Genomic DNA, 25,048 nt, shown 5'->3' with positions numbered 1-25,048 from the left:
CAATGCAATAATTTTGCGCATTGTATCTCTCTTTTATACTGCGGCAAAGTGTTAATTTTTAGAAACATGACGATAAAAAAACATTTTTTAAGGCGCTTTAGTCAAAGGAATTGTCGGGCCGAAGCCCGACAAAATAAACAGGAAAGAATCTATTTGATACTCAATTAACTGATTAATTCATTCTCATACTCTAAAGCCGGCTGTCTTATCTGCAAATAAGCCTCGAGCGAATCATCTAAAGCATCAACCCAGGGTGTATGATGTGTTGGCTGCATAGTCCCAGTTACTATAGAGCGATAAGCATTATCTCGATAAGTCATAATGCTTTCATGTTTGTGGTGTTTCCAATCAATAAAAGTCTGATCGACTGCATCCACATCGAACTTCGGATAATCCGTTGCAGCGATTAATTCCTTTACATAAGCCCCTTGGAAATAAATTCCCTCAGAAGCATCTGCTAATGCAAGCTCTCGCTCACGCCATTCCGCTGAATTTTTGCGCATCTCCGTTTCAGAAGGTAAAGCAATACGTCCCATAATTACATCACGAACATACCAAGCCTGCGCATCAAACATATTAAATGTGTAATACTGATCCTGCATGCCTAGATAAAATAGTTTGGGATTATTTTCCCATACTACTCCTTTATATAAACCTAAAGGCCAAAGACGATTATTGGTTTCCAACTTCAACTCATTAGTCATAAAGGGGAAATGATGCAAATAGCCAGTGCAAAGAATAATTGCATCAACACGCTTCTTCGTGCCGTCTTTAAAGATACAGATATTATCTTCAACTTTTTGCAACAACGGCACTTCTTGCCAATTATCAGGCCAGTGGTATCCCATAGGCTGAGTTCTATGACTAACTGTTACTGATTTACACCCATATTTCCAACATTGCGAGCCAATATCTTCTGCAGAATAGCTCGTACCAACAATTAAAATATCTTTGTCTTTAAATTCCACTGCATCACGAAAATCATGAGCATGAAGCACTCGCCCCTTAAAGGAATCTAAACCATCGAAATAAGGCATGTTCGGTATGGAAAAATGACCTGTCGCAACAACCACATGATCAAAAACTTCTGAGTAAGTATTCTTTGCTGCGAGATCTTCTGCAACAACAGTGAACGTTTCTTTTATCGCATCATAAGTGACCAAACGAACTACCGTATTGAATCGACACCAATCTCTTGCCACTGTTTTTTCAACTCGTCCCTTAATATAATCCCAAAGCACTGCACGTGGAGGGTAAGAAGGAATTGCTTTGCCAAAATGCTCCTCAAAAGTATAGTCAGCAAATTCCAAACATTCCTTTGGCCCGTTAGACCACAAGTAGCGATACATGCTGCAATGAACAGGCTCCCCATATTCGTCCAAGCCAGTACGCCAAGTATAGTTCCAAAGTCCGCCCCAATCCGCTTGCTTCTCAAAACAAACGACTTCTGGAATATCTGCACCGTGTGCTGACTGGAATGCTCTAAGTTGAGCAAGCCCAGAAGGTCCTGCGCCAATAACTGCTACACGCTTCGACATTTATTATCATCTCCTTATTTTATTATCCTTACACTGTTGCAACAGACTCTGTGTGGCGCTTTTTTATCGGTGCTTTTGAAATGTCATTAGTCATCATGACTTTTAGAGTTTGATGATTCGCTGCAGAACCAAAAAGTTCATAGGCATGAGTCATTTCGCTTAAACCAAGATAGTGGCTGATTAATTTCCTTGGTTGAATACGCCCAGATTGAACCGCCCTCATTAACATGGGAATCGTTGTTGTATGAACAAGCCCCGCCGTCATGGTGAAGTTTCTCTTCCACATGCGTTCTAAATGCAGGGTCACTGATTTGCCATGGACGCCAAGAATCGCAATATTTCCGCCTGCTGCAACACTATTTTCACTGATATCCCATCCAGCGGGCGTCCCTATTGCTTCAATCACCACATCAACACCAATACCTTGGGTTAATTTCATGAGCTCATCAATTGCGGTACCATTACTGTTATCAATTAAATCGGTAGCCCCCATAGACTCAGCCACTTTGAGACGGTAATGGTCTCTATCAATAACAAAAATGCGCGCTGGAGAATAAAATTGTGCTGTGAGTAGTGCCGCAAGACCAACTGGTCCGGCACCAACAATAGCAAGAGTACAACCCGGTTGGACCTTACCTTCTAAAACCCCAACCTCTAGTCCTGTCGGCAATATATCACTTAACATAACCAATGCTTCTTCATCAGCATCGGCTGGTACTTGATGCAGACTGTTATCCGCATGAGGAATACGTACGTATTCAGCCTGACATCCATCTATGGTATTCCCTAACATCCAACCACCACCAAGACAGTGGCCATAGCTTCCTTTTTTACAATTAGCGCATTTCCCACATGAAGTAATGCAACTAATCAGCACTGTATCACCGACTTGATGCTCCGTAACCCCGGGCCCAATTTCTTCAATTACCCCTATCCCCTCATGTCCTAAGATACGACCACCATCTACAGTGGGTACATTACCTTTCATGATGTGCAAATCCGTACCACAAATTGTGGTCTTTTTCATACGAACAATTGCATCAGTAGGAAAACAAATTTTAGGCTCTGGTTTATCTTCCCATTTCTGTACTTGAGGCCCGTAATAAACAAGTGCTTTCATCCATTGAACTCCCAAAGCTGTTATTATTTTCAAAGTTAGAATAATCGAATCGTGTCAATATGCAAGCAACAAGGATAAGATGATGTCTTACCCATTGCCACATTATGAACATATTTCTTTTTTCCAAAGCCAAATAATGTCTATACTTAAATCAAGGCGATCTTTAGTTGCGCACCTGCTTTACACTAATTGATTCTTGTTTTTTAAAGAATGTTGTCTTTAGGAGTATTGGTATGAGTTTTGGAAAAAATATATTCAGTCTTTTCAAAACAAAACCTCAAGGTATTACTCAATTAGCGTCAGAAATAGAGCATAATATACCTTATTATAGGATTCACGGTGGTTGTCCTGAGAAGGGTTTACCAACCAGAGGTAATTTTGACAGAGTAACTATTGAGGCATTAGCTAGATACATATCGACAAACAAACCGCTTGTAGCCTACGGAGGAACTATTCTTCTTGAAAACTTATTCACAGGATTTTTAAAAGATAAGAAAATTGAAAATGGGAAGAGTGGATTAATTGTGGGCATTCCTGAAAGAGTAATCGAGTTATCTTCTTTATATGAACCTTTATGCGATTATTTTATTGGTTTAAACCAAGAAGAAGCGACTAATGCAGTAGCAGATTTTATCAAAAAGAATGAAGCAATTATTGAAAATTTAACTGAGGATCGAATCGTTGCTTTTGTAACTAATTTAGAAGGCCTTGTAGAAGGAGAGCCCGTAAGAAATCTTTTCGCTAATTTCAATCCTGCATTACCTCAAGAACTTACCATACATGAACTACAAGATACTGATTTTATTCATGAATTATGGGACGAAATATCCTCTAAAGGCTCATTTAGAAGAGAAAAATAAATTTTGAAACTTATGGTTCAACACCCTACATCCTGTTACTTCAACTTTTTTTCGTCACTCTTAGAAATCAGCTTTCTTAATATTTTCTTAATAATTTGTCTATATATTTATCAGCCGTGTTAATAAAAGGTTTTTACTATGAAATTTGAAAATTCTTTATTTGAAGAGCGGTATAATGATTACTGGAATAGAACTGTTGTAGTATTAGATACAACGATTCGCAATAGCTCATCAGATCAAAATTTATTCGCAAACCGAGCTAATGTTGGAGAATTAATTAAAACCTATCAACAAAATGTGCTGAATGTTTTGTCCAATTTAGATCGCCAATCTCTTATGTTTGAAGATGAAGAATATGTTCAGAAATACAGGAAAAATACCATCGAGCAGGCACGCGAGGATCTTACTTTTTATGCGAATTTATTTCCTGAATATAAAAATATTTCTTCTGAAGCCTTAAAAGCGATTGATAAGGATACTTCTCTAATAACGGATGAAACCCGTTCATTTACCTACACTAAATAATACTAATAGAACATTGCCTGTACCTAAGTTTAAAAAATTAATACAGGCAAAGCCCTAATTAAAAAATTGATCTTAACAAGTAAAGGGAATCCTTTCCTGAATCGTTTTATTCATTTAGAGTTGGCCTCAGAATATTAATTAATTGATTCTGCAGAATATCTTCTTTGAGGTAATTCATCATGATCTGAATCTTCTATATGGTGATGAAGCCTATTTGCTTTATCCATATCAAAGAAGTATGGTGAATAGGTTAATTCTGCTCTAGTTGATCTTTTAACAAAACAGAAAAACGTTGCTTTAGCTACGTCCGTATTAGAACGAACATCTTCTTTAACCAAAGTAAATCCCAATTGCCCCATAATCACATCAAGAATATTTTTAGAAAAATAATGCGATTGATATTCAGATTTAAATTTTGAAACAGCCTTCATGGCCTCTTCAGGAGTAGGAATTTGATTTTTGTCAATGCTATACCTAAGGTTTAATAAAATATGGGAGAGATCTAAAATATCATCATCAAAACAATTCGCATGTTCGGATAAAAAGAGAACTCCTCCTGGCTCTAAAAGTTGACTTGCCTGTTTTAAGCTGTCAAATTGAGCTTGGAACGAGGGGAAATGATGTAATGAATGATTATACATCACAACTGCAAATTTTTTCCCGTTAAGCGCGCCTAGTAAATCACTCCCATCATAGACATAATGATGATCAATTTGTGACATATAATCATTTTCTCTTTTTTTCTTACTACTGTTTTCACCACCCCAATCAATATCAGATTGAATATCAATTGCATTTCCTTCCATCTGAAGTTGTCTGCTTACTAAATAAGTCATAGCGCAATCACCAGCACCTATATCGAGAAGTGCTTTTCCCTTCAACCGCTCTCTCTTTTGTGGTGATAAACCTGATGTAATAATACGAGCAATATTTGCAGCTTTAGAAGTCTGATATTCCTTATCAGTCATTACAAATCCAATTTTATTTTCCATTCCAACCGTATGGTACCATTGATGAATTACTGCTGCGCATACTTCGTCCGGAGTATTTATAGGATACTTTTGCAGTTTGCTCATTAAATCCAATACTGCTTTTGGATCTATATCTGCAAAAGCATATAAAAAAACGCTTTTTGCTTCCTTTCTGCGGGTTTCAGATTTTAATAATTTAATTATTTGATTAGGCTTTAAAACTTGTGGATCATTTTCTGTGACTGATTCTGAGATTTCATTTTCATTACTAAGATTGTGAGCATTCGTATTTGTTGTCATATCATCTCTTTAATTAATTTAAACAAGATGACTATTATATGCCAATAACCAACACTTTTAAATCATTTTGATTTTTATTTTTACTACAAAGATCGATCATATTTACCAATGAATACCATAGTTGCTGAAAAATACTCTTGTAGTGTATTCTGATTAGGTTTTAGCTAGGACGCTAATTATGAAAGAACATTATTTCCACTCTTTAAGTTTGCTAGGATTGATATTAACTGGTTTACTCGTATTAGTCATTTTGTTAGCAATTTGGAATGTATTTCAAAAAGAACACACCATATTAAGAAACTTTCCTATCATAGGTTATGTACGCTATATTGCTGAGTCATTGGGAGTCTATTTAAGGCAATATTTTTATGCTCGAGACCGCGAGGAGCTGCCATTTAATCGTACAGAACGAACATGGGTTTACGAAGCAAGCAAAAATACAGACACCACTATAGGATTTGGCACAACTCGTGATCGAAGACCTCTAAACACCATATATTTTGTTGACTCCCCTTTTCCCGTGCTTAAAAGAGATGTGGTCAACGCTCATTCTGTTACGATTGGCCAACATTGCAGGCATCCCTACACAACGAACTCATTAATCAATATTTCAGCAATGAGCCATGGATCAATTTCACAAAATGCAATTCTTGCTCTATCTCATGGTGCCAAAAAAGCAGGTTGCTGGCTAAATACTGGTGAAGGAGGATTATCACCCTATCATTTAACAGGAGAATGTGATTTGGTTGCTCAGATAGGAACCGCCAAATATGGCTATCATGATGAAGATGGCAATTTATCTGATGAGAAATTAAAAGAGGCAGCAGCATATCCTCAAGTCAAAATGTTTGAAATCAAGCTAAGCCAAGGTGCAAAACCAGGGAAAGGTGGAATATTACCTGCTGTCAAAGTAACAGAAGAGATTGCCAAAATTCGAGGAATTAAACCTCATGAAGACTCCATTAGTCCAAACCGTTTTCCTGAGATTTCAAATTCATTTGAATTACTTAATTTGATTCATCATGTCAGGGAAGTAACGGGTAAACCCACAGGATTTAAGGTGGTTCTTGGTAATTATCAATGGTTGGATGAATTATGTCAGGAAATCATCAAACGAGGAATCGAATATGCACCAGACTTTATTACATTAGATGGGGCTGAAGGAGGAACCGGAGCAGCCCCCTTAACACTCGCAGATTATATGGGGTTAACCCTGGCAGAAAGTCTCCCAGTTCTTGTTGATAAATTAGTAGAGTACGATTTACGCGATCGAATTAAAATCATCGCTTCTGGAAAATTAATTACCCCGGGAACAGTCGCATGGGCCCTCTGTGTTGGAGCTGATTTTGTTAATTCAGCACGTGGATTTATGTTTGCGCTGGGTTGTGTACAAGCTCTGAGATGCCACAAAAATACATGCCCTACGGGGATTACGACACATAATAAATGGCTGGTTCGAGGTTTAAACCCCAAAAATAAAGCTGTCCGCGTTTATCATTATGTCAAAAATCTTACCTTTGAAGTTGGCCTAATCTGCCACTCCTGTGGCGTTGAAGAACCCAGGGAGCTAAGAAGACATCATGCGCGCATCGTCTCAGAACACGGTACCTCTGTTTCTTTAGCTGATGTTTATCCTTCAAAGAAAAAAGGATCAAAGTTAAAGAAAAAGCAGAAATCAGAAAAAGAATAGATACGTTTATAAAAGAGCTGAGTAGCAATATCTAAGCATTAAGGTTTTTTGATTTTGATGACAAAAACGAAACAAAGGAACTCATTTATTTTTTACAAAAACTGGGTCGGAGCCATTTTGCTGATCTTTTCCCTGATATTGTTTAAAAAAGCGAGGGGATTCAGCGCCTGTAGTAAGACTGGATGTAATAACATTGGTTACTTTTTGTAATCCAGAGGAAGCGCTAAGTGCGCCGCATAAATAAAGTGTTGTAGGATCTACTTGTTTTTCCGCTGTATCATTTCGTCCATTAGCACGCATTATCTCTTCAAGATCGGTTGTAGTTAATGTAATTTGCTGAGATGGGTTTGTATTAGCTACGACAACAAATGAGCTTCCTGTATAGCCCCACCCTTGATGAACAATAAAAGTCACCAGATCAGGATGGTCCGCAAGAAATACACGTTGAGCCCACTCAGGAAACTGAGGTTCGGGTAGTTGTGCAACGATTGTATTAACTTCGCATATATAATCAGAAAGATCGAAACGTTGTAGACTATCTTTTTGATGATACTCCACAGGGGTTGGATCAAAAACATTAATGGGTTTGGTAGCACCAAATTCATCGCCATACTGTAAAATCCAACCGCCATCAGAGCCAAATGCAGTTACGGCAATTTTTTCACGCATGCGTTTTGCAAGTACATCATCGTCTACAACTCCTTTATCAATTAATTGTTGAACGTATCGAGGTTCATCATGAGAACCTGGAAAACCAACAGTTGGTCCAGCTTGTTGTAGTAGTCCTTTATTTTGGGTAAACCAATTGTCATCTTGCTTCCATAAATCAAATTGATAGCCATATCCACCTTCAGGCCCCGGCATCCAGAATATACTATTCATTGTATGAGTCACTATGCCTTTCAAGGCAAGGTTTTCCTCCATATAGCCTCTACCTATCGTTTCTGCCATAATAAGCGGATCGTGCTTAAACTTTCGTTGACAGGCACGTTTTGCAATGTCTGCTAACTGAAATAATACATCATTATTTACCATAGCCGGGGCATCGATACGCACTCCTTGAAATCCAAGGTGCTCAATATTATGTTCGATAAATGGTTTCCAAAAATATTCGATAATTTGTTTTCGAATCTCAGGGTCATCATAGTTAAATGTAGCAACATCACACCAAGGATTACTGCTTAATGGATTATAATTTTCATCCATATTATGCATAACCAAATTTCCATTTGGATGCCGTTTAAACCATGTTCTAGTATCAATATTGTATTTTTCAAGTAGAAACTTATCTCCATTCACAAAACGATGATCAATGGCTACATGTCTTGCTACTAAATCAAACATCGGTGTTAACCCAAGTTGTTCCGCTCTTTCTGTGTATTTTATAATGCTTTCTTCACTCTCAGCATATCGAGGGTAGATCGATTCATTTTGCATGGCATAAGGGCTATGAACTCGATGCTCCATGTTAGGAATAGGGTTATGTTGGCAGGGTGTATAAAATGGATTCGCCCAAACTTCCTTAAATCCCATCCTCTTAAGTCGTGAAAGATCATCTCGCATGGCATCAAAATTTTTATATAATCCAGGATATTGATTGTAGCAACGAACACGTAGAAACATATTTATCTCTTGATTGATTTTTATTTATACATTATAGATAAATATTTTCTAATTGACTGTCTCGATGGGTATAGGAAATTCAAACCATCAATTTGCTTAATAAACGTCTATAAGCTTTTTTTACATCTTGCTTACTGGCATCCCGGCGGCACTTCCAAAAAGAGCATAAGCAAGATGAACAAGTGTAGATCGGGTCTTGGCTGACAGAATACTCCAGATATATTAAAAAAAGGAACCAACAATGATTGGGCTTGCCCAATAAATTACAAACAACGAATTGATTGGGTAAATAGCAAGGGTTTTGTCAGGCCTTGGCCCGACAAAACCTATGGAAATAAAAAGTTAGGTGATTAAGAAATATCCTTTTGCGCCTTTTCTGCAGCTAAATAAACACTAGTGATGGTAATCACTGCCATGATAATTAGATAGACTGATACAGGCCAGGTTTTATCATGTGCCCACGCTACAAGACCGGTAGCAATTAATGGGGTTAATCCTCCAGACAATGCTGCTGATAAATGATAAGCAATTGCGGTTCCACTGTAACGAATCCGTGTTTTAAAGAGCTCGGAATAAAATGCAGCCTGAGCACCATGCATCATTGCATGAGGTCCACACATCCCAAAAATTACAGCAAAAAAGATCAAATGTGGGCTTTTTGATTGCAGCAACCAAAAAAATGGAAATGCAAACAACCCCATCAATAAAGCACCACAAATATAAACTGGGCGACGTCCAATTAAATCCGAAACCATGCCAAAGTATGGAATCAGGAGCATTTCAATAATAGCCCCCATCATCACTGCATAAAGAAGAAGTGTTTTTGATAAATGCAGATTAAACGTTCCATAACTTAAGATAAAAACGGTTAAAATATAGAATGAAGAACTTTCAATTAAACGTGCCCCTATTGCGAGAAGAAAGTTTTTAAAATGAGAACGCAGCATTTCTAATGCTGGAACTTTGGGAGGACGTTTATTCTTCGTTGCTTCTACAAAAACTTTACTCTCCATAATCTGTAGACGAATATAAAGTCCAACAAGAACTACAATAAAACTGAGTAAAAAAGGAATACGCCATCCCCATGCCAGAAACTGCTCTCTAGGGAGTGCAGAAAAAATAAGAAATACCGCAATGGAAATAACTAAACCAAATGGAGCTCCGGCATTTGGCCAACTTGAATAGAATCCTCTTTCTTTTTCTCGGCTAACCTCAGCAGACATTACTACTGCCCCAGCCCACTCACCCCCAACAGCTATTCCTTGAGTACATCGTAAAATCACAAGTAAAAGTGGTGCAAATATCCCTATCTTGTCATACGTAGGAAGTAATCCGATCAAAAAAGTAGATGTACCCATCAAACAAAGAGTGATAATAAGCATATTCTTCCTGCTTAACCTATCCCCAAAGTGACCAAAAATAAGCCCTCCTAACGGCCTGGCAAAAAAACCAACTGCATAGGTTGCATATGCAGCCATAATTCCTGCTACAGGGCTAATCTTAGGAAAAAAAAGTGTGTTGAAAAATAAAGCAGCAGCAGTACCAAAAAGATAAAAGTCATACCATTCAATTGTTGTTCCAATCAAACTGGCAATGGAAACTTTTCTTGAGGCTTTGGATTTGGGATCACGTCGCAGTATTGCCATAATTCCTTATATTAACAATATGATAAATCAATTTATCGTATATGAATTATTAAAGGAAAGCGAGGGCTTACTTCAGAAAATCTGGATTTTCAGGATATTCACAGTCTCACTGTTGCTACACATTCTATAACTTCGAGATATGACTAAGTAGAAATTATTACTTCTGTTCAATTTTTGCTACACTAAAAACATTAGATGGAATAATTTGGAGTCATTTTATTATCTTAATCTGATTCATTAAATAAATAGAATAAGGAAATTCAATATGAACTATTTACAACTTATTCTAAAAACTCTAGATAAATTTGCGCAAAATTTCATTTCGCTAATTCCCAATATACTTATTGCCATTTTTTTCGCCATTATCACCTATTTTTTAGCGAAAATAATTAGTCGCATACTCAGTTCGTTTCTACCAAGAATGGCAATCCGAACTAATTTAGTAACAATTTTTGATAAATTGACCATTATAGTAGTTTGGTTTATAGGAATGTTAATTATTTCGGCTATAGTATTTCCCTCAGTAACTACGGCAAATATTATGGCAACTTTAGGGTTGACCTCTGTTGCTGTCGGTTTGGCTTTCAGAAATATTTTTGAAAATTTTTTTGCAGGAATTTTATTGTTGTTCAGAGAACCTTTTGGTATTGGAGATTTTATTGAAGTCAATTCACAACAAGGGTATGTTCATCGTATTTCAATTCAAAATACTCATCTGCGTAAAACTGATGGTACTCGAGTATTTGTTCCCAACTCAAAAATGTATACCAGCGTAGTACACGTATTTACTGATACAAAACTAAGACGTGAAAAAATTGGTTGTAGTGTTGATTTTGCTGCTGATCTGGAAAAAGCACGCTCGGTCATAACCAAAGCAGTAGAGCAATGTGAAACTGTTTCCAAAGATAAGTACATTCAAATTTATGTTGTTTCTTTTTCCTCTAATGGTATTGATTTTGAAATATATTGGTGGACAGAACCCGAACCTAACCACCAACGCCGTTCACTTGATGAGGTACTCACAAGCGTTAAAAAAGCACTTGATGAGGAGAAAATACCGATGACCTACTCTACCCCATTAAGTTTTGTTGAACCATTGATTATCAAAAATAAAGATAACAATAGAGATAGAGATAATAATGACTTTTAATCCATTAGGTTCAGTAATCTAATTAATTGAGTTCTTGTAAGGTAGTTAGTACAATACTGAATCAATTTAAAAGCATAAAATTTGCTTATATTATGTACCTTTGGATGTTTCAAAATGAGCCAACTCTTAGATCTATCTCTTCTTAAAAAAAATCGTGACTTCAGACTACTCTATTTTGGTCAATTTATTTCATTTATTGGTACTATGATCAGCAGCGTCGCACTGCCCTATCAAATTTATCAAATGACTCAGTCAACGTTCATGGTCGGATTATTGAGTTTAGTGCAATTACTGCCTCTGCTAATTACTGCTCTGATTGGTGGGGTATTTGCAGATCGGTACAACCGTCGTGGATTATTGATTATCAGCGAATTACTTCTTGTAGGGGGCTGTTGCATACTTGTACTTAACTCCTATCAGGCCACTCCCTCTCTGAGCCTAATTTTTATTGTTTCAGCGTCTATGTCAGCGATTAACGGCTTACATCGTCCTGCCTTTGATAGCGTTATCCAGCAAATTGTTAATCCCAGTGATTATAAAAATGTAGGCGCGCTTGCTACCTTTAAATTCAGTTTTTGTATGATTATTGCGCCAGCTATTTCTGGACTTATTATTGCTCAATATGGCATTGTCATCACTTATTTAATTGATCTGATTACATTTTTGATGTCATTAATCACATTAATTAGATTACATAATATTCCCAAGCCCGTAGTGAAAGAGCATCCTTCTATTGTATCTTCACTAAAACAAGGAATTTCCTTTGCATTGAATCGACAAGAATTAATGGGGAGCTATCTTGTTGATTTTATTGCCATGGTTTTTTCATGGCCTAACTCGTTACTTCCTGCGATAGCTCAATCGTTTGGCGGAGCGAAAACTTTAGGTTTGCTTTATTCAGCGCCAGCAGTAGGAGCATTGATTATTTCATTTTTCAGTGGTTGGACCGCAAAAATAGAGCGCGATGGTAAAGCAATTGCAATGGCCGCTGCTCTATGGGGAGCTGCCATTATTGGATTTGGTTTATCAAGTTCACTTTGGCTTGTCCTATTTTTCCTGGCACTTGCTGGTGCATTTGATGCCATAAGTGGAATATTTCGTACCACTTTATGGAACAATACCATTCCAACAGAATATCGTGGCAGATTAGCTGGCATCGAAATGATCAGTTATTTAAGTGGTCCTAAACTAGGTGATACCCGCGCCGGATTTATCGCATCTAGCTTTAGTATTACCACAGCACTGATTTCAGGTGGTGTATTATGCATTCTCGGGGTAACTATTTGTTGCCTGGCTTTTCCAAAGTTTTGGAATTACCGATCGCGCCAAACATAATCTGGACAAATGTATCGTTGTTTAAGCCTCGTAGCCTGGGTGCAGCGCAGCGGAACCCGGGATTTCTGGACATGAACAACCCGGGTTTCGCTGCGCTGCACCCAGGCTACAAATTTCTCAGGCTACAATTATTTACGACATGAATATGTCAAATCAAATTTTGGATCGTATTCCTTTGCTTTTACATCAAAAAGCGACAACAGAGTTGAAAATAGATAATCATGCGATATAGGGTCAGATTGCTTATTACGTAAACAATCTTCTTTCATGGCTAATTGTTGGGATAATCCTTGTGATAACCATAAAACCATAGGAACCTTCTTTTGTTCATCAGGAGCCATAAAATAAGGCAACCCATGAAGAAATAAATTATGTTCACCAAGTGACTCACCATGATCCGATACATAAATTAACCCTGTATCATAAGATTTGATATTATCGAGCAAATCAATTGTGCGAGCTAATATCGAATCGGTATACAAAATGGCATTATCATAAGTATTCACGAGTGCTTTTTGCGAACAAGTGGATAAATCTGTTGTCTCACAAGTAGGAGTCCAATGTTTAAATTGTTCTGGGTAACGTTCAAAATAAGCTGGGCCATGATTGCCAAGCATATGCAATACGATCAGCTGATCCCCCTTTTTGCGAGTAATTCGTTCCTGAAGTTGATGCAAAAGAATTTCATCAAAACAGCGTCTATTTTTACATAGAGCATCTACATGTAATTTTTCAACCATTGAACCATCGCACACTCCTTTACAGCCAGACTGATTATCCCGCCACAATACTGAGATATTTGTATGATCCAATAAATGAAGCAAAGATTCAGTCTGATTGATTTTCTTACTGTTGTATGCATGCATCCCATAAGGAGAAAACATACAGGGTAAGGAAACTGATGTCGTAGTACCGCAACTGGTTACTTGACTGAAATTAACAACTTCGCGCTTAGCAAGTTCCGGAGTTGTTTGTCTTTGATATCCATTTAAGCCCCAGTTTACAGAACGAACAGTTTCACCAACGACAAGGATAATAACACGAGGTTTGCTATTTTCCGATCGTGGAAGCTTATGTGCATCCGCTCCAATTTTGATTTTTGTTTTATCAACTCGAGCATGTCGCGCTCTCCAGTATGCTTTTGTTGAAGATGAAATTATGTTCAAGGGCGTAATTAAATAAACAATTTGCTTTCTTTCGCGAAGAACTGGACCAAGTTCGTGAAATACGGCCCATGAACCACCAAACATCATACATAATGATAAAAAAATAGTCCCTAATCGTCCTGCCCAATAGGAAGGAAGACTTCTTTTATAAATTTTAATATGCCAAGTGATCCAGCAAGGAAGCACACCTAAAAATAGAAAATAAGGAAGAATACGCCACTGTAAAAATTCGCTGCTTTCCTGGTAATCAGTACTCACCACATTGGTAATCATGGTTGGGTCAATATAAACATGAAATGTACTCATGAAATACACAGCAACAGACGTAAGCAGCAACAAACCAATGGTAAACCATTTAAAAGTCCAACGGTTAATCACTAAAAGAAGTAAAAACCATTGTAAACCCGTGATTGCGGTTGCGGTGCAAAAGATAATAAACCAGGTATGTGGATTCATTAACTCTTTACCTTGAAGTAACTCCGTCCAGAAAGAGCTATTACATGCTAAGGTAAAAAAAAGGCTACACACTAAGGTGATTAGTTCGCTAGACCAATAACTTGTACGACTTGTTTTAAAAATGATAACTATCTCCTTAAAATTTGGCATAGTTTACAAATTTTTTTTTATCTTTGATAGTAATTCGTGATGTGTATTAGAGGTACACCAAGTTTTATTATTCTCAAGACCCATGGATTCCGCGGACAAGCCGCAGGACGTAGGTTTGGTGGGGATTGAGTAGTCTTGTATTTAGGTCATAAGTGCGATAATCGAAGCCTAATAAAGGATTATTGGAGCCATTAGCATACCAGTTTATTAATCTCGGATTAAAATTTAAGTTGGATACTTCAACCAAACGGGCATCACTTTATTCAGGTACACCATAAACTTCCATAAACCTACCTGGGATTCTATATTACCGTAGACATCAGTCTTGGTCTCTGGATAAGCAATACCCAAACCAAATAACCCTGGTCCAATGATGCCAACATAGGGATTATGACGTGCATTTTCATAGTCACCAATTACAATACTTTTCCGTTGCTCGAATCCTACTGCATAAACAACTTGATCACATTCAGGTAAAAAACGTGCAATGTTAGGTTCACTGACATTATAGCGAAGCAAATTCGGCGGTAAAACCCCATCAATATGTTCACGAGCCCAAGCCGCAGTCTGCCCCTTAAGTCCAGTATTATCGAAAAGGATCCAATCATCCATTTCTATAGCATAGCAGCATGGAGACCGATAAAAATTAATGATCCTTTTAACATCCAATTCTACAAGATGCCTTAATATGATGATTGCAGAATGAGATGAACCGAATACGCCATAAGTCTCGTCACGCCGAATAACAGAAGACAGCTTCTCTTTATCAATTGCTGTATCAAAAGGAATTACATTAACCCCGGGATAATTTAATGTTGACGGTAATGCACCTGTAGCCAATACTACATTTTTTGCTTGATAGTTTTTTGAGTCGGTACATAAAGACCATACACGTTTGGATAAGAACATACTGTGGATTGTTGTCTTTACTGCTTGAACTCTTTGTAAAAAATGTTCTGTAATCCACTTCAAAGGTTCAACTATGAAACTTAAAGTACATGTTTCATCCACTGGTAAATGATTTAACTGAAAATCAGGGGCATCTTGGTAACGAAAAGAACGAACTGCCAATAAAAAATCATTAAAAAATTTTACCTTGGTATTACTCGAAACATTACGCCAATATAAACCCAAATCTCCAACGTCAAAATGGGGGTCAACCCATAAGATATCTTCAGCTAAAATACCATTATCCAATAACTTACCGATTGCTGCGATCCCTGCAGGACCCGCACCTACCACTGCCCATTGATATGTTTTCTTATCCATAATCCCTATTCACAACTGTTAACTAACACACAAGTACCTGAACTGCAATCATCTACTGTTTGACATGAAGGATCGTAATAACCCTCTCCAGGCACTCCAACAACCACATCGGCATTATCATTCAAGTTATCATCATACCAAATATCATCATGATTCACATTAACACTACCTCCATACCAATCTTCGTTGTGATAATAATCATTACCGTGATAATTATTGTAATAACCATTATTGTGATACCCGGTATTTGATGGTGGTGCGCCATGATAGCCGCCCCCAACATGCCCCTCAAAAGCAAAAATAGAAAAACTGATTAGAAAGCATAAAGCAAACATTAAACTGCGGGCACATACTTTCATTTTCTTTCCTTAGAGTTAAGCGGCCAGATTTTAATAAAGTATAGTACCCGAAATAAAAGTAGGTAAAACAAAAATTCATGTTAAATAAAATATGAATTACAAAAAAACCAGATTCCACTTCACTAATCTGACTACACACAGGATTCGATGACATACATAATCAATTATGCTAAGATGACTTCGTTCCAAGACCATGAATACATGCTGCTTTTACATAGCCTACACTATATATATTGGAACAAAATCAAATAAACACTTTTGGATCACCTTATGGCAGTTACTATAAAGACCTCTGATGAAATCGAAAAAATGCGCGTTGCCGGCAAACTGGCCGCAGAAGTTCTTGAAATGATTGGACCTCATGTACAAGAAGGCATCACCACTGATGAACTGAATACTATTTGTCATGACTACATCGTGAATGTACAAAAAGCAATTCCTGCTCCTCTAAATTATAATGGGTTTCCAAAATCCATTTGTACCTCAGTCAATCATGTAGTATGCCACGGGATCCCTGGGAAAAAGGTTTTAAAAGATGGTGACATCATTAATATTGACGTCACAGTAATCAAAAACGAATATCACGGGGATACCAGTAAGATGTTCATTATTGGTACGCCATCAGTCAAAGCAAAACATGTAACTCAGGTGGCTCATGAGTGTTTGTTTATAGGAATAGACCTAGTAAAACCTGGAGTTCGTTTAGGTGATATAGGCCATGCAATCCAACAACATGCGGAAAAAAATCGTTGTTCGGTTGTCCGTGATTATTGCGGCCATGGTATAGGTCGTATCTTCCATGAAGATCCACAAGTACTGCATTATGGAATACCCGGCACTGGAATGAAACTAGAGCCCGGTATGACATTCACGATAGAACCTATGATCAATGTGGGAAAACACCATACGCGTTTATTGCCTGATCAATGGACAGTAGTTACTAAAGATCACAGTCTTTCAGCCCAATGGGAACATACCTTATTGGTTACCGATGATGGTGTAGAAATTTTGACTCTGCGCGATGAAGAACGAAAATAAACATACAAAGGCTCCTCCCTTTGCACAGTTACAGGATGCAGAAAAAAAAGGGATGGCCTTAGAATTACAACATCTTAAAAATACTCTACGACAATTTAAAGAACATCTACGCGAAGAATTCGATTACAAAACCAATATCACAACCATTATTCGTAAATTAGTTACCTTCATCGATGAACTGGTTATTAATCTATTCATTAAAAATCAATTGGATCATGAGGTTTTTTGTCTTCTCGCTCTTGGCAGTTATGGACGTCGAGAACTGCAACTCTACTCTGATGTCGATATATTGTTGCTGCATACTGATAAAGTCTCTAAATTACAATTACAACGCGCACAAAACTTTATCCAGGATTGCTGGGATGTAGGTTTGGACCTCAGCCACCAAATCACCAGCGTTTCCTCTTGTGCAGAACTCGCGAGTCAAGATGTTGCGGTTATTTCCAGTCTCATGGATATGTTTTTATTATGCGGTCGCGGCGCATTAATGGAAGAATTAATTTATCAAATCCACCCCCTACATATGTGGACTAGTCACGATTACTTTTTGGCGAAACTCCAAGAGCAAAAAAAACGGGATGCAAAGTATGGTGAAACGGCTTATAACCTGGAACCTAACGTCAAATATGGTCCTGGCGGCCTGCGCGATTTACACATTCTGCTCAGTATTGGCAAACGTCATTTTAATATTAAAAAATTAGCGGATGGCATAGGTTATGGATTCATTACGGATAAAGAATATGAAAAACTTATGTATTGTCAACATTTTCTCTGGCGCGTACGTTTTGCCTTACATGTATTAGCTGAAAAGGCAGAAGAACGCTTGTCTTTTGACTATCAAATCAAATTAGCTCAGTTTTTTGGCTATAAAGATAAACCTCATTCATTAGCCATAGAACAATTTATGAAAGATTACTTTAAAGTAATTAAACGGAATAGAGAACTCAATGAGATGTTATTACAATGGTTTGATGAAATCATTGCTCACTCCCCCAAACAAAAACTATTTCATCTAGATAATGAATTCCAACTGTCTAATAATTACATCGAAGTAAGAAGCACTCGCATATTCATCCACCATCCACAAGCACTATTAAAATTATTTCTCTGGATAGCAAAACGCCCGGATATTGAAGGAGTCCGAGCGAATACTATTCGATTAATTAGAGAATCACTTTATCTGATGAATAAGCGCTTTAAAGCTTCCTCAGAAACAACTGAATTATTTATGAGTATTCTTAAAACAGCGGATGGACCTTATAAAGCCTTACATAGAATGAGCCGATATGGTGTTCTAGCCCATTATCTGGAATGTTTCGCTATGGTCACTGGGCAAATGCAATATGATTTATTTCATGTATATACAGTAGATCAGCACACATTATTCGTAATTCGCAATCTGTCACGTTTCAAAGAAAAAAACTATGCCGAGCAATTTCCCCTCTGCGTACAAATCATGTCTACTTTAAACAAACCTGAACTACTCTATCTAAGCGCATTATTTCATGATATTGCCAAAGGAAGAGGAGGCGATCATTCTGAACTGGGTGCAGTTGAAGCATTACATTTTGCACAAAATCACAATCTTGAAAAAGAAGACTGTGATTTGCTTGTGTGGCTTGTACGGAACCACCTCATCATGTCCCAAACAGCACAGCGCCAAGATATTTATGATCCCAATACGATAAAGAATTTTTGCCAACTCTTACCCCACCCCCACTATTTGGATTATTTGTATCTGCTTACGGTTGCAGATATTTGTGGTACCAACCCCACGTTATGGAATTCTTGGAAAGATTCTCTGCTTAAAGAGTTATATCGAGCTGCCAAACATATGTTACATAAAGAACAAGAATTAATGGATGAAACAGAACTCATTAAAGCACGTAAGCACTATGCTTTGTCGATATTGGTTGCGGAAGGAACATCAGCAAAAATTGTTGAAGATTTATGGGAACAATTTAAAGATAAATATTTTTTACATGAATCTCCCGAAATCATAGCCCGACATACCAAGGCAATTCTTGCATGCACAAAATTTCCCTTAGTCATGATTATGCCTCATCATAGCCAAGGTGGAACTGAAGTTTTTATCTACATGCCCCATAGAGATGATCGGTTTGCCATTGCGACAACTGTTTTAAGTAACCACAATGTCACCATTCAAGAAGCAATGATTCTTACCTGTGATAATCAATATGATTTGGACACTTACATTATTTTAGATGAGCAAAATCAGGCATTTTTTAATAAACAACGCTCCCATGATATTCAACAGGCTTTATGTACCCATTTAGCGAAAACAGAGCAATTGCCTGCCATAGCTCGAAAAAGACTTTCAAGAGCTTTGGCACATTTTAATGTCAAAACTCAAATTCATTACAACGATGATCTGACTTATCACCATACTCGATTATTCCTGGTCACTGGAGATAGACCTGGCCTACTGGCAACTATAGGTAGGGTATTTTCAACCTTAAATATTCACTTGCATAATGCAAAAATTGTAACTGCCGGAGAACGTGCAGAAGATACATTTTATATTACAAATCAACAAAATCAGTCATTAAATCAGGACGAAAAGGAAGTTTTAAAACAAAAACTAACTCAGGAATTACTTGTTAGTTCAAAGTAACATCTCAAGAAATATAGAATATCATAACAAATGAGGCGAAATAAAAACCATCAAAATGCCGCATTAATTTGCATATCACTCTAAATTTGACTATATTGAAGCAAACAAATAATTAACTCGATGTAATATGAAAAAACGGCAGGTAGCTTCGATTTTGCGAACCTATAGGGACTCCAATATTGATGAAATTGAAGAGCTGAAAAAAAGTTATAATACTTTAGTACATCTTGGTGATGAAGAAGAAGTTCCCGATGAAATAGAAGAGGAATGTCATCATGTTATAGAAGTAATTTCAAACCCATCTGAGCCTCATTATCCATTTTATTTAAAAGAATTTATTCCGAATATTCTTGAAGAAAACTTAGATACACTATTAGATGGATTTGAGGAGGGAGATCTAGTTTATGGAATAAGCGGTTCTCGTATTAGTTTATTTTATTTTTTGAGAGAACAAGGAAAAGATGTTTTCGCTACAAGAGTAGATGAGCTATTTAATGCAACTATTGATCCCTTTCTTGACCCCCTTCTCGATCCCAGTTTTGCAAAACCAACCAATCCCTTTTATGCCTCCGCACAAACATTTAAATCATATGCCAGTCTTTTAAACAATGAAATTGAACAACTTTCGCCCTTAACAAAACAAACTGACAAAATGCCCTTCATTAAAAAAATGTCAAAGATGGGCGTTTTTTGGACGCTTAGTAATGAACATAAGCTGCATTTTGTTTTGAACAAAATAGATTACAAGCTGTGTTTTGACAAAAAATTCGACAAAATAACTTTTGCTGAACTTCGCTTTCTTTACCGCTATTGGGAGCAATTTAAACCTTATTATGAACGGGGACAAATCAATTTTTACTTCTTAGACGAAAACAATCAATTAAAAAAAGTAGAAGCCCCTTGGGAGTCAAATCCAGAGATTGTAAGGACTTACATACCCCAAAATATCCCCAACAGAAAATACCATGCATTTTTTAATAGTTTTATAATTGATCTACTCAAAAATGAAATAAAAAAAGGAATATGGAAGACGGGCTTCTTGGGATTAGGAGGAGGCAAGACTATTTCTATTGATGGACAGGAGAAAACAGTTCCTCATCGTGTTGCGCGTATTTATAAGATTGCAACAGACCCTACTTTAAGTTCGGCAGAAAAATATATAAAAATCCTAGCAGCTGCCGAGAAAGCTATTCGTAGCCCCAAAAAGTTACAAAAGCCAGAAACTACCGAATTTTATCAAGCAATTCTGGACTTTGATAAGAAGATGACACCCGTTGAAAAAGATACATTAAGATTTTTTAAGGGTCGGACGATAGTGGATAAACAACAGGAGATACATGAAAAAGACCAACCTAAGTTCATATAAGTTTTATATTTACTCAATCCAAAATTTAGTCATCATCTAAGCATGTGAATGTTTCTGTAATTTATAGTTATCTCCGGTAATTCATAAGCACCTATAAATCTCAATAGAAAAAACTTTTAAAAAATTTACCGCAAAATTTGAAAAAACTCAGTCAGCAATAAAGAACATTCCGCTTGCATAATTCCCTCATCAATTTGAACTTTATGATTTAAAGGATAACCCTGCAATAAGTTATAGACTGATCCTGCGGCTCCTGTTTTAAAATCTCGGGTTGCAAAAACCAACCTTTTAATCCGTGCATGAACAATAAGTCCTGCACACATGGCGCAGGGTTCAAGAGTCACATAGAGTGTTGTATCTAATAGTCGGTGATTTTTTACCTGTTGCGATGCATGCCTGATTGCACGGACTTCTGCATGATCCGATGGATCATGACTGTTTTGTATGACGTTTCGTCCTAAGCCTAATAACTGATTATCTTTGCTTACTAATACGGCACCAACGGGAACTTCTCCCTCATTTTGGGCCAGAATTGCCTGCTCATATGCCTTTTGCATCCAGTAGTGATCATTCATTATTAGTTATAGAAAAAAATTTTTAAAAAATGTAGCCTGGGTGAAGCGAAGCATAACCCGGGAAACAGGTGTAGGAAATCCGGGTTATGCTTCGCTTCACCCAGGCTACATTTCTAGAGTTATTCCCATTCAATCGTAGCCGGTGGCTTGCCCGAGATGTCGTAAGTGACACGAGATACCCCATGTACTTCATTAATAATGCGATTGGATACATGACCAAGAAATTCCCAAGGTAATTGCGACCAATGCGCTGTCATAAAATCGACCGTCTCAACTGCACGAAGACAAATCACGTAATCGTATTTACGTCCATCTCCCATTACACCCACACTTTTAACCGGTAAAAATACAGCAAAAGCCTGGCTGACTTTATGGTAAAGATCCGCCTTTCTTAATTCTTCAATAAAAATCGCATCAGCTTGACGTAAAATATCAGCATACTCTTTCTTCACTTCTGCTAGAATTCGTACGCCCAGACCTGGACCAGGAAATGGATGGCGATAAACCATATCATGTGGCAAACCTAGCTCAAGACCAATGTTACGTACTTCATCTTTAAATAATTCACGGATAGGCTCTAATAATTTTAAGTTTAATGTTTCTGGCAAACCACCCACATTATGATGAGATTTAATAACGACTGAGGCACCATTGGTACTTGTTGCTGCCGATTCAATTACATCGGGATAGATCGTTCCTTGTGCCAGCCAAGAAACCCCAGGAATTTTTAGTGCTTCTTCATCAAATACTTCGATAAAAGTACGTCCAATAATTTTTCTTTTTTCTTCAGGACAGGTAACACCTTTTAGTGCATTAAAAAATTTCTCTTCTGCATGAACTGCAATTACCTCAATACCCATGTGCTTGCCAAACATCTCCATGACTTCGTCGGCTTCATTAAAGCGCAACAAACCCGTATCAACAAAAACACAAACTAATTGTTTGCCGATTGCTTTATGTAGTAAGGCAGCAACCACAGAAGAATCTACACCACCAGATAAACCAAGTAAAACGCGATCTGTTCCTACGTTAGCTCTGATTTTATTGATTGCTTCATCAATAATAAGATCTGAAGTCCAATTAGTTGAAGCCTTACAAATATCCACAACGAAACGATATAAAATACGCATCCCTTGTAGTGTATGTGTTACTTCTGGATGAAACTGTACTCCATACATTTGACGGTTTTCGTCAGCCATTCCAGCAATTGGTGCATTACGTGTTTCACAAATCACCTTAAAACCAAGAGGTAATTTCGTCACCTTATCTCCGTGACTCATCCAAACATCTAATAACGCATTTCCATCTGAGTTGAGCCGATCCTCAATCTGTGCAAACAATTTGCTGTGACCATGTAATTTCAATTCAGCATAACCAAACTCTCTGACTGAAGATGACTGTACTTCCCCCCCTAATTGTACTGCCATGGTTTGCATCCCATAGCAAATCCCCAAAATAGGCAGTCCTGCGTTAAACAACCATTGTGGTGCTCGAGGGTTCTCATTGTGGGTCACCGTTGCTGGACCACCAGATAAAATGATGCCGCAAGGACTTAAAGAAGCAAACTCTTCTTGCGATATGTTAAAGGGATGAATTTCACAATAAACACCCAACTCACGTACTCTGCGAGCAATCAATTGTGTGTATTGAGAACCAAAATCAAGAATCAGCATAGGATGTTGCTTTAAGTCATTCATTATTAATTATCCACCTGATAGTTTGGTGCCTGTTTTGTAATGCTAACATCATGAACATGTGATTCTCTCATTCCTGCATTAGTCACTTGTACAAACTCAGCCTTAGTATGTAATTGTTCGATATTTTCACATCCTGTATATCCCATGCAAGAACGCAAACCACCAAGCAATTGGTGAATAATTGTTTGCGCTGAGCCTTTATAAGGAACTCGACCCTCAATTCCTTCTGGAACTAATTTTTCAGAACCTAATGAAGCATCTTGGAAATAACGATCACTGGAACCTTGTGATGAAGCCATAGCTCCAATTGATCCCATACCTCGATAACTTTTATACGTTCTACCTTGATATAATTCAATTTCACCTGGTGATTCTTCTGTTCCTGCAAACATGCTTCCAAGCATTACGGTATCAGCGCCAGCAGCAAGTGCTTTACAAACATCACCTGAAAAGCGTATGCCACCATCAGCAATTACTGGAATTTTTCCTTTAAGTTCTTTTGCTACATTTGCGATGGCAGTAATTTGTGGCACCCCAACTCCGGTTACAATCCGCGTTGTGCAAATAGAGCCTGGGCCAATACCAACTTTTACAGCATCTGCACCTGCAGCATATAAATCACGAGCTGCAGCAGCTGTAGCGATATTTCCACCAATCACTTGTACCTCGGGATGGAATTTCTTAATCCACTTTACACGATCAAGCACGCCTTGTGAGTGTCCATGAGCTGTATCAACAACAAGTACGTCAACACCCGCTTCAATTAATGCCCCAATGCGATCATCAGTACCCTCTCCTACACCAACAGCCGCACCAACACGCAATTGTTCTGCGGTATCTTTACACGCATAAGGATTTTCTTTGGCTTTTTGTATGTCTTTAACCGTAATTAATCCACGTAATTGAAAAGCATCGTTTACTACAAGCAGTTTTTCGATTCGATGCTTGTGCAATAAGCTACGTACCTCTTCACGGCTTGCACCTTCGCTGACGGTTACTAATTGAGTCTTAGGAGTCATCACATGTTCAACACTCAAGGACAAATTAGTTTCAAAACGGATATCACGACTCGTTACGATGCCAACTAAATCTTCTCCATCAACTACAGGAACACCTGAGAAATTATATTTAGTCATTACCTCAAGCAATTCTCTAACTGTGATATTGGGGGTCACTGTAATTGGATCTCGAACCATGCCACTTTCAAATTTTTTCACTTTTCTGACTTCTTCAGCCTGTGCCGTAATAGTCATGTTTTTATGAATAATACCAATACCACCCTCTTGTGCCAGAGCAATGGCTAAGCGAGCCTCAGTCACAGTATCCATAGCCGCAGATACAAGAGGAATATTCAGGTTAATCTCACGAGTTAATTTTGTTCTCAGTGACACATCTTTAGGAAGCATTAAAGAGTGTGCAGGGACAAGAAGTACATCGTCAAAGGTTAATGATTGCTGCACAATAGAAAGCGCCATTTTATTCTCGCTATCAGGGGTTAAATTAACCGAATAGTTTACTATAAATTGTGGACAAATTAAACAGATAATTTACAATAAACAAAAATAATACCTATTAATTA

General features: G+C 37.6%; 19 protein-coding genes. 8 read left to right on the top strand and 11 right to left on the bottom strand.

Annotated elements, in window-relative coordinates; translation table 11 throughout:
- Positions 1 to 164 precede the first annotated feature (164 nt).
- Together Lstg_RS01550 and Lstg_RS01545 are read right to left on the bottom strand one after the other, a co-directional pair.
- Positions 165 to 1,538 carry an NAD(P)-binding domain-containing protein gene (locus tag Lstg_RS01550; RefSeq protein ID WP_058475899.1) on the bottom strand — a complete coding sequence of 458 codons (1,374 nt, stop codon included), beginning with the start codon at positions 1,536 to 1,538 and terminating at the stop codon, positions 165 to 167.
- Between the two features lie 28 nt (positions 1,539 to 1,566).
- Positions 1,567 to 2,658 (bottom strand): zinc-dependent alcohol dehydrogenase family protein, encoded by a 1,092-nt coding sequence (locus Lstg_RS01545; RefSeq protein WP_058475898.1) that lies wholly within the window; start codon positions 2,656 to 2,658, stop codon positions 1,567 to 1,569.
- A 233-nt stretch (positions 2,659 to 2,891) separates the two neighbouring features.
- Between Lstg_RS01545 and Lstg_RS01540 the strand changes: the two genes are divergently transcribed.
- Together Lstg_RS01540 and Lstg_RS01535 are read left to right on the top strand one after the other, a co-directional pair.
- On the top strand, positions 2,892 to 3,518 hold the full coding sequence (locus Lstg_RS01540) for a hypothetical protein (protein ID WP_058475897.1): 627 nt from the start codon (positions 2,892 to 2,894) through the stop codon (positions 3,516 to 3,518).
- A gap of 138 nt (positions 3,519 to 3,656) precedes the next feature.
- On the top strand, positions 3,657 to 4,043 hold the full coding sequence (locus tag Lstg_RS01535; protein WP_058475896.1) for a hypothetical protein: 387 nt from the start codon (positions 3,657 to 3,659) through the stop codon (positions 4,041 to 4,043).
- Positions 4,044 to 4,177: 134 nt separating this feature from the next.
- Here Lstg_RS01535 and Lstg_RS01530 read toward each other — a convergent pair whose 3' ends face one another.
- On the bottom strand, positions 4,178 to 5,314 hold the full coding sequence (locus Lstg_RS01530; RefSeq protein WP_058475895.1) for a class I SAM-dependent methyltransferase: 1,137 nt from the start codon (positions 5,312 to 5,314) through the stop codon (positions 4,178 to 4,180).
- Between the two features lie 178 nt (positions 5,315 to 5,492).
- Here Lstg_RS01530 and Lstg_RS01525 point away from each other — a divergent pair, with 178 nt between their 5' ends.
- A complete protein-coding gene (locus tag Lstg_RS01525; RefSeq protein ID WP_058475894.1) occupies positions 5,493 to 7,004 on the top strand; it encodes an FMN-binding glutamate synthase family protein in 1,512 nt (503 codons plus the stop codon).
- An 81-nt stretch (positions 7,005 to 7,085) separates the two neighbouring features.
- On the opposite strand, the gene Lstg_RS01520 is transcribed toward Lstg_RS01525, so the two are convergent.
- Positions 7,086 to 8,627: an alpha-amylase family glycosyl hydrolase gene (locus Lstg_RS01520; RefSeq protein WP_058475893.1), complete on the bottom strand. Its 1,542-nt coding sequence runs from the start codon at positions 8,625 to 8,627 to the stop codon at positions 7,086 to 7,088.
- Positions 8,628 to 8,977: 350 nt separating this feature from the next.
- Complete coding sequence (locus Lstg_RS01515) at positions 8,978 to 10,273, bottom strand: MFS transporter (RefSeq protein ID WP_058475892.1); 1,296 nt, start codon at positions 10,271 to 10,273, stop codon at positions 8,978 to 8,980.
- Positions 10,274 to 10,538: 265 nt separating this feature from the next.
- Between Lstg_RS01515 and Lstg_RS01510 the strand changes: the two genes are divergently transcribed.
- Positions 10,539 to 11,423, top strand: a complete 885-nt coding sequence (locus Lstg_RS01510; RefSeq protein ID WP_058475891.1) for a mechanosensitive ion channel family protein — start codon at positions 10,539 to 10,541, stop codon at positions 11,421 to 11,423.
- A 114-nt stretch (positions 11,424 to 11,537) separates the two neighbouring features.
- Positions 11,538 to 12,758 carry an MFS transporter gene (locus tag Lstg_RS01505; protein WP_058475890.1) on the top strand — a complete coding sequence of 407 codons (1,221 nt, stop codon included), beginning with the start codon at positions 11,538 to 11,540 and terminating at the stop codon, positions 12,756 to 12,758.
- Positions 12,759 to 12,886: 128 nt separating this feature from the next.
- Here Lstg_RS01505 and Lstg_RS01500 read toward each other — a convergent pair whose 3' ends face one another.
- The 3 genes from Lstg_RS01500 to Lstg_RS01490 form a co-directional block, all read right to left on the bottom strand.
- Positions 12,887 to 14,530, bottom strand: coding sequence for a phosphoethanolamine transferase (locus Lstg_RS01500; protein ID WP_058475889.1), 1,644 nt, complete (start codon positions 14,528 to 14,530; stop codon positions 12,887 to 12,889).
- Between the two features lie 225 nt (positions 14,531 to 14,755).
- Positions 14,756 to 15,799 (bottom strand): FAD-dependent oxidoreductase, encoded by a 1,044-nt coding sequence (locus tag Lstg_RS01495; RefSeq protein WP_058475888.1) that lies wholly within the window; start codon positions 15,797 to 15,799, stop codon positions 14,756 to 14,758.
- Between the two features lie 5 nt (positions 15,800 to 15,804).
- Positions 15,805 to 16,158, bottom strand: a complete 354-nt coding sequence (locus tag Lstg_RS01490) for a hypothetical protein (RefSeq protein WP_058475887.1) — start codon at positions 16,156 to 16,158, stop codon at positions 15,805 to 15,807.
- Positions 16,159 to 16,428: 270 nt separating this feature from the next.
- Between Lstg_RS01490 and map the strand changes: the two genes are divergently transcribed.
- From map to Lstg_RS01475, 3 genes are all read left to right on the top strand, one after another.
- Entirely contained in the window at positions 16,429 to 17,196 is a 768-nt protein-coding gene (gene map, locus Lstg_RS01485; protein ID WP_058475886.1) for a type I methionyl aminopeptidase, read from the top strand.
- A 52-nt stretch (positions 17,197 to 17,248) separates the two neighbouring features.
- Positions 17,249 to 19,831 (top strand): [protein-PII] uridylyltransferase, encoded by a 2,583-nt coding sequence (glnD, locus tag Lstg_RS01480; RefSeq protein ID WP_172462853.1) that lies wholly within the window; start codon positions 17,249 to 17,251, stop codon positions 19,829 to 19,831.
- A gap of 127 nt (positions 19,832 to 19,958) precedes the next feature.
- Entirely contained in the window at positions 19,959 to 21,197 is a 1,239-nt protein-coding gene (locus tag Lstg_RS01475) for a hypothetical protein (RefSeq protein ID WP_058475884.1), read from the top strand.
- Positions 21,198 to 21,322: 125 nt separating this feature from the next.
- Here the strand turns inward: Lstg_RS01475 and tadA are convergent, their stop codons facing one another.
- The 3 genes from tadA to guaB all read right to left on the bottom strand — a co-directional run bounded on the left by tadA (position 21,323) and on the right by guaB (position 24,944).
- Positions 21,323 to 21,772, bottom strand: a complete 450-nt coding sequence (gene tadA / locus Lstg_RS01470) for a tRNA adenosine(34) deaminase TadA (protein ID WP_058475883.1) — start codon at positions 21,770 to 21,772, stop codon at positions 21,323 to 21,325.
- Between the two features lie 119 nt (positions 21,773 to 21,891).
- Positions 21,892 to 23,469, bottom strand: coding sequence for a glutamine-hydrolyzing GMP synthase (gene guaA, locus Lstg_RS01465; RefSeq protein WP_058475882.1), 1,578 nt, complete (start codon positions 23,467 to 23,469; stop codon positions 21,892 to 21,894).
- Between the two features lie 2 nt (positions 23,470 to 23,471).
- On the bottom strand, positions 23,472 to 24,944 hold the full coding sequence (guaB, locus tag Lstg_RS01460; RefSeq protein ID WP_058475881.1) for an IMP dehydrogenase: 1,473 nt from the start codon (positions 24,942 to 24,944) through the stop codon (positions 23,472 to 23,474).
- Positions 24,945 to 25,048 lie beyond the last annotated feature (104 nt).

Source organism: Legionella steigerwaltii, from assembly GCF_001468065.1.
GTDB classification, from domain to species: Bacteria; Pseudomonadota; Gammaproteobacteria; order Legionellales; family Legionellaceae; genus Legionella; species Legionella steigerwaltii.
The sequence above is the reverse complement of the archived record's forward strand: the minus strand, read 5'-3'. Positions and strand labels throughout refer to the sequence as shown.

Coding starts and splice junctions, on each gene's coding strand:
- Lstg_RS01550 (WP_058475899.1), bottom strand. CDS start 1,538: ATGTCGAAGCGTGTAGCAGTTATTGGCGCAGGACCTTCTGGGCTTGCT.
- Lstg_RS01545 (WP_058475898.1), bottom strand. CDS start 2,658: ATGAAAGCACTTGTTTATTACGGGCCTCAAGTACAGAAATGGGAAGAT.
- Lstg_RS01540 (WP_058475897.1), top strand. CDS start 2,892: ATGAGTTTTGGAAAAAATATATTCAGTCTTTTCAAAACAAAACCTCAA.
- Lstg_RS01535 (WP_058475896.1), top strand. CDS start 3,657: ATGAAATTTGAAAATTCTTTATTTGAAGAGCGGTATAATGATTACTGG.
- Lstg_RS01530 (WP_058475895.1), bottom strand. CDS start 5,314: ATGACAACAAATACGAATGCTCACAATCTTAGTAATGAAAATGAAATC.
- Lstg_RS01525 (WP_058475894.1), top strand. CDS start 5,493: ATGAAAGAACATTATTTCCACTCTTTAAGTTTGCTAGGATTGATATTA.
- Lstg_RS01520 (WP_058475893.1), bottom strand. CDS start 8,627: ATGTTTCTACGTGTTCGTTGCTACAATCAATATCCTGGATTATATAAA.
- Lstg_RS01515 (WP_058475892.1), bottom strand. CDS start 10,273: ATGGCAATACTGCGACGTGATCCCAAATCCAAAGCCTCAAGAAAAGTT.
- Lstg_RS01510 (WP_058475891.1), top strand. CDS start 10,539: ATGAACTATTTACAACTTATTCTAAAAACTCTAGATAAATTTGCGCAA.
- Lstg_RS01505 (WP_058475890.1), top strand. CDS start 11,538: ATGAGCCAACTCTTAGATCTATCTCTTCTTAAAAAAAATCGTGACTTC.
- Lstg_RS01500 (WP_058475889.1), bottom strand. CDS start 14,530: ATGCCAAATTTTAAGGAGATAGTTATCATTTTTAAAACAAGTCGTACA.
- Lstg_RS01495 (WP_058475888.1), bottom strand. CDS start 15,799: ATGGATAAGAAAACATATCAATGGGCAGTGGTAGGTGCGGGTCCTGCA.
- Lstg_RS01490 (WP_058475887.1), bottom strand. CDS start 16,158: ATGAAAGTATGTGCCCGCAGTTTAATGTTTGCTTTATGCTTTCTAATC.
- map (WP_058475886.1), top strand. CDS start 16,429: ATGGCAGTTACTATAAAGACCTCTGATGAAATCGAAAAAATGCGCGTT.
- glnD (WP_172462853.1), top strand. CDS start 17,249: ATGGCCTTAGAATTACAACATCTTAAAAATACTCTACGACAATTTAAA.
- Lstg_RS01475 (WP_058475884.1), top strand. CDS start 19,959: ATGAAAAAACGGCAGGTAGCTTCGATTTTGCGAACCTATAGGGACTCC.
- tadA (WP_058475883.1), bottom strand. CDS start 21,772: ATGAATGATCACTACTGGATGCAAAAGGCATATGAGCAGGCAATTCTG.
- guaA (WP_058475882.1), bottom strand. CDS start 23,469: ATGAATGACTTAAAGCAACATCCTATGCTGATTCTTGATTTTGGTTCT.
- guaB (WP_058475881.1), bottom strand. CDS start 24,944: ATGGCGCTTTCTATTGTGCAGCAATCATTAACCTTTGACGATGTACTT.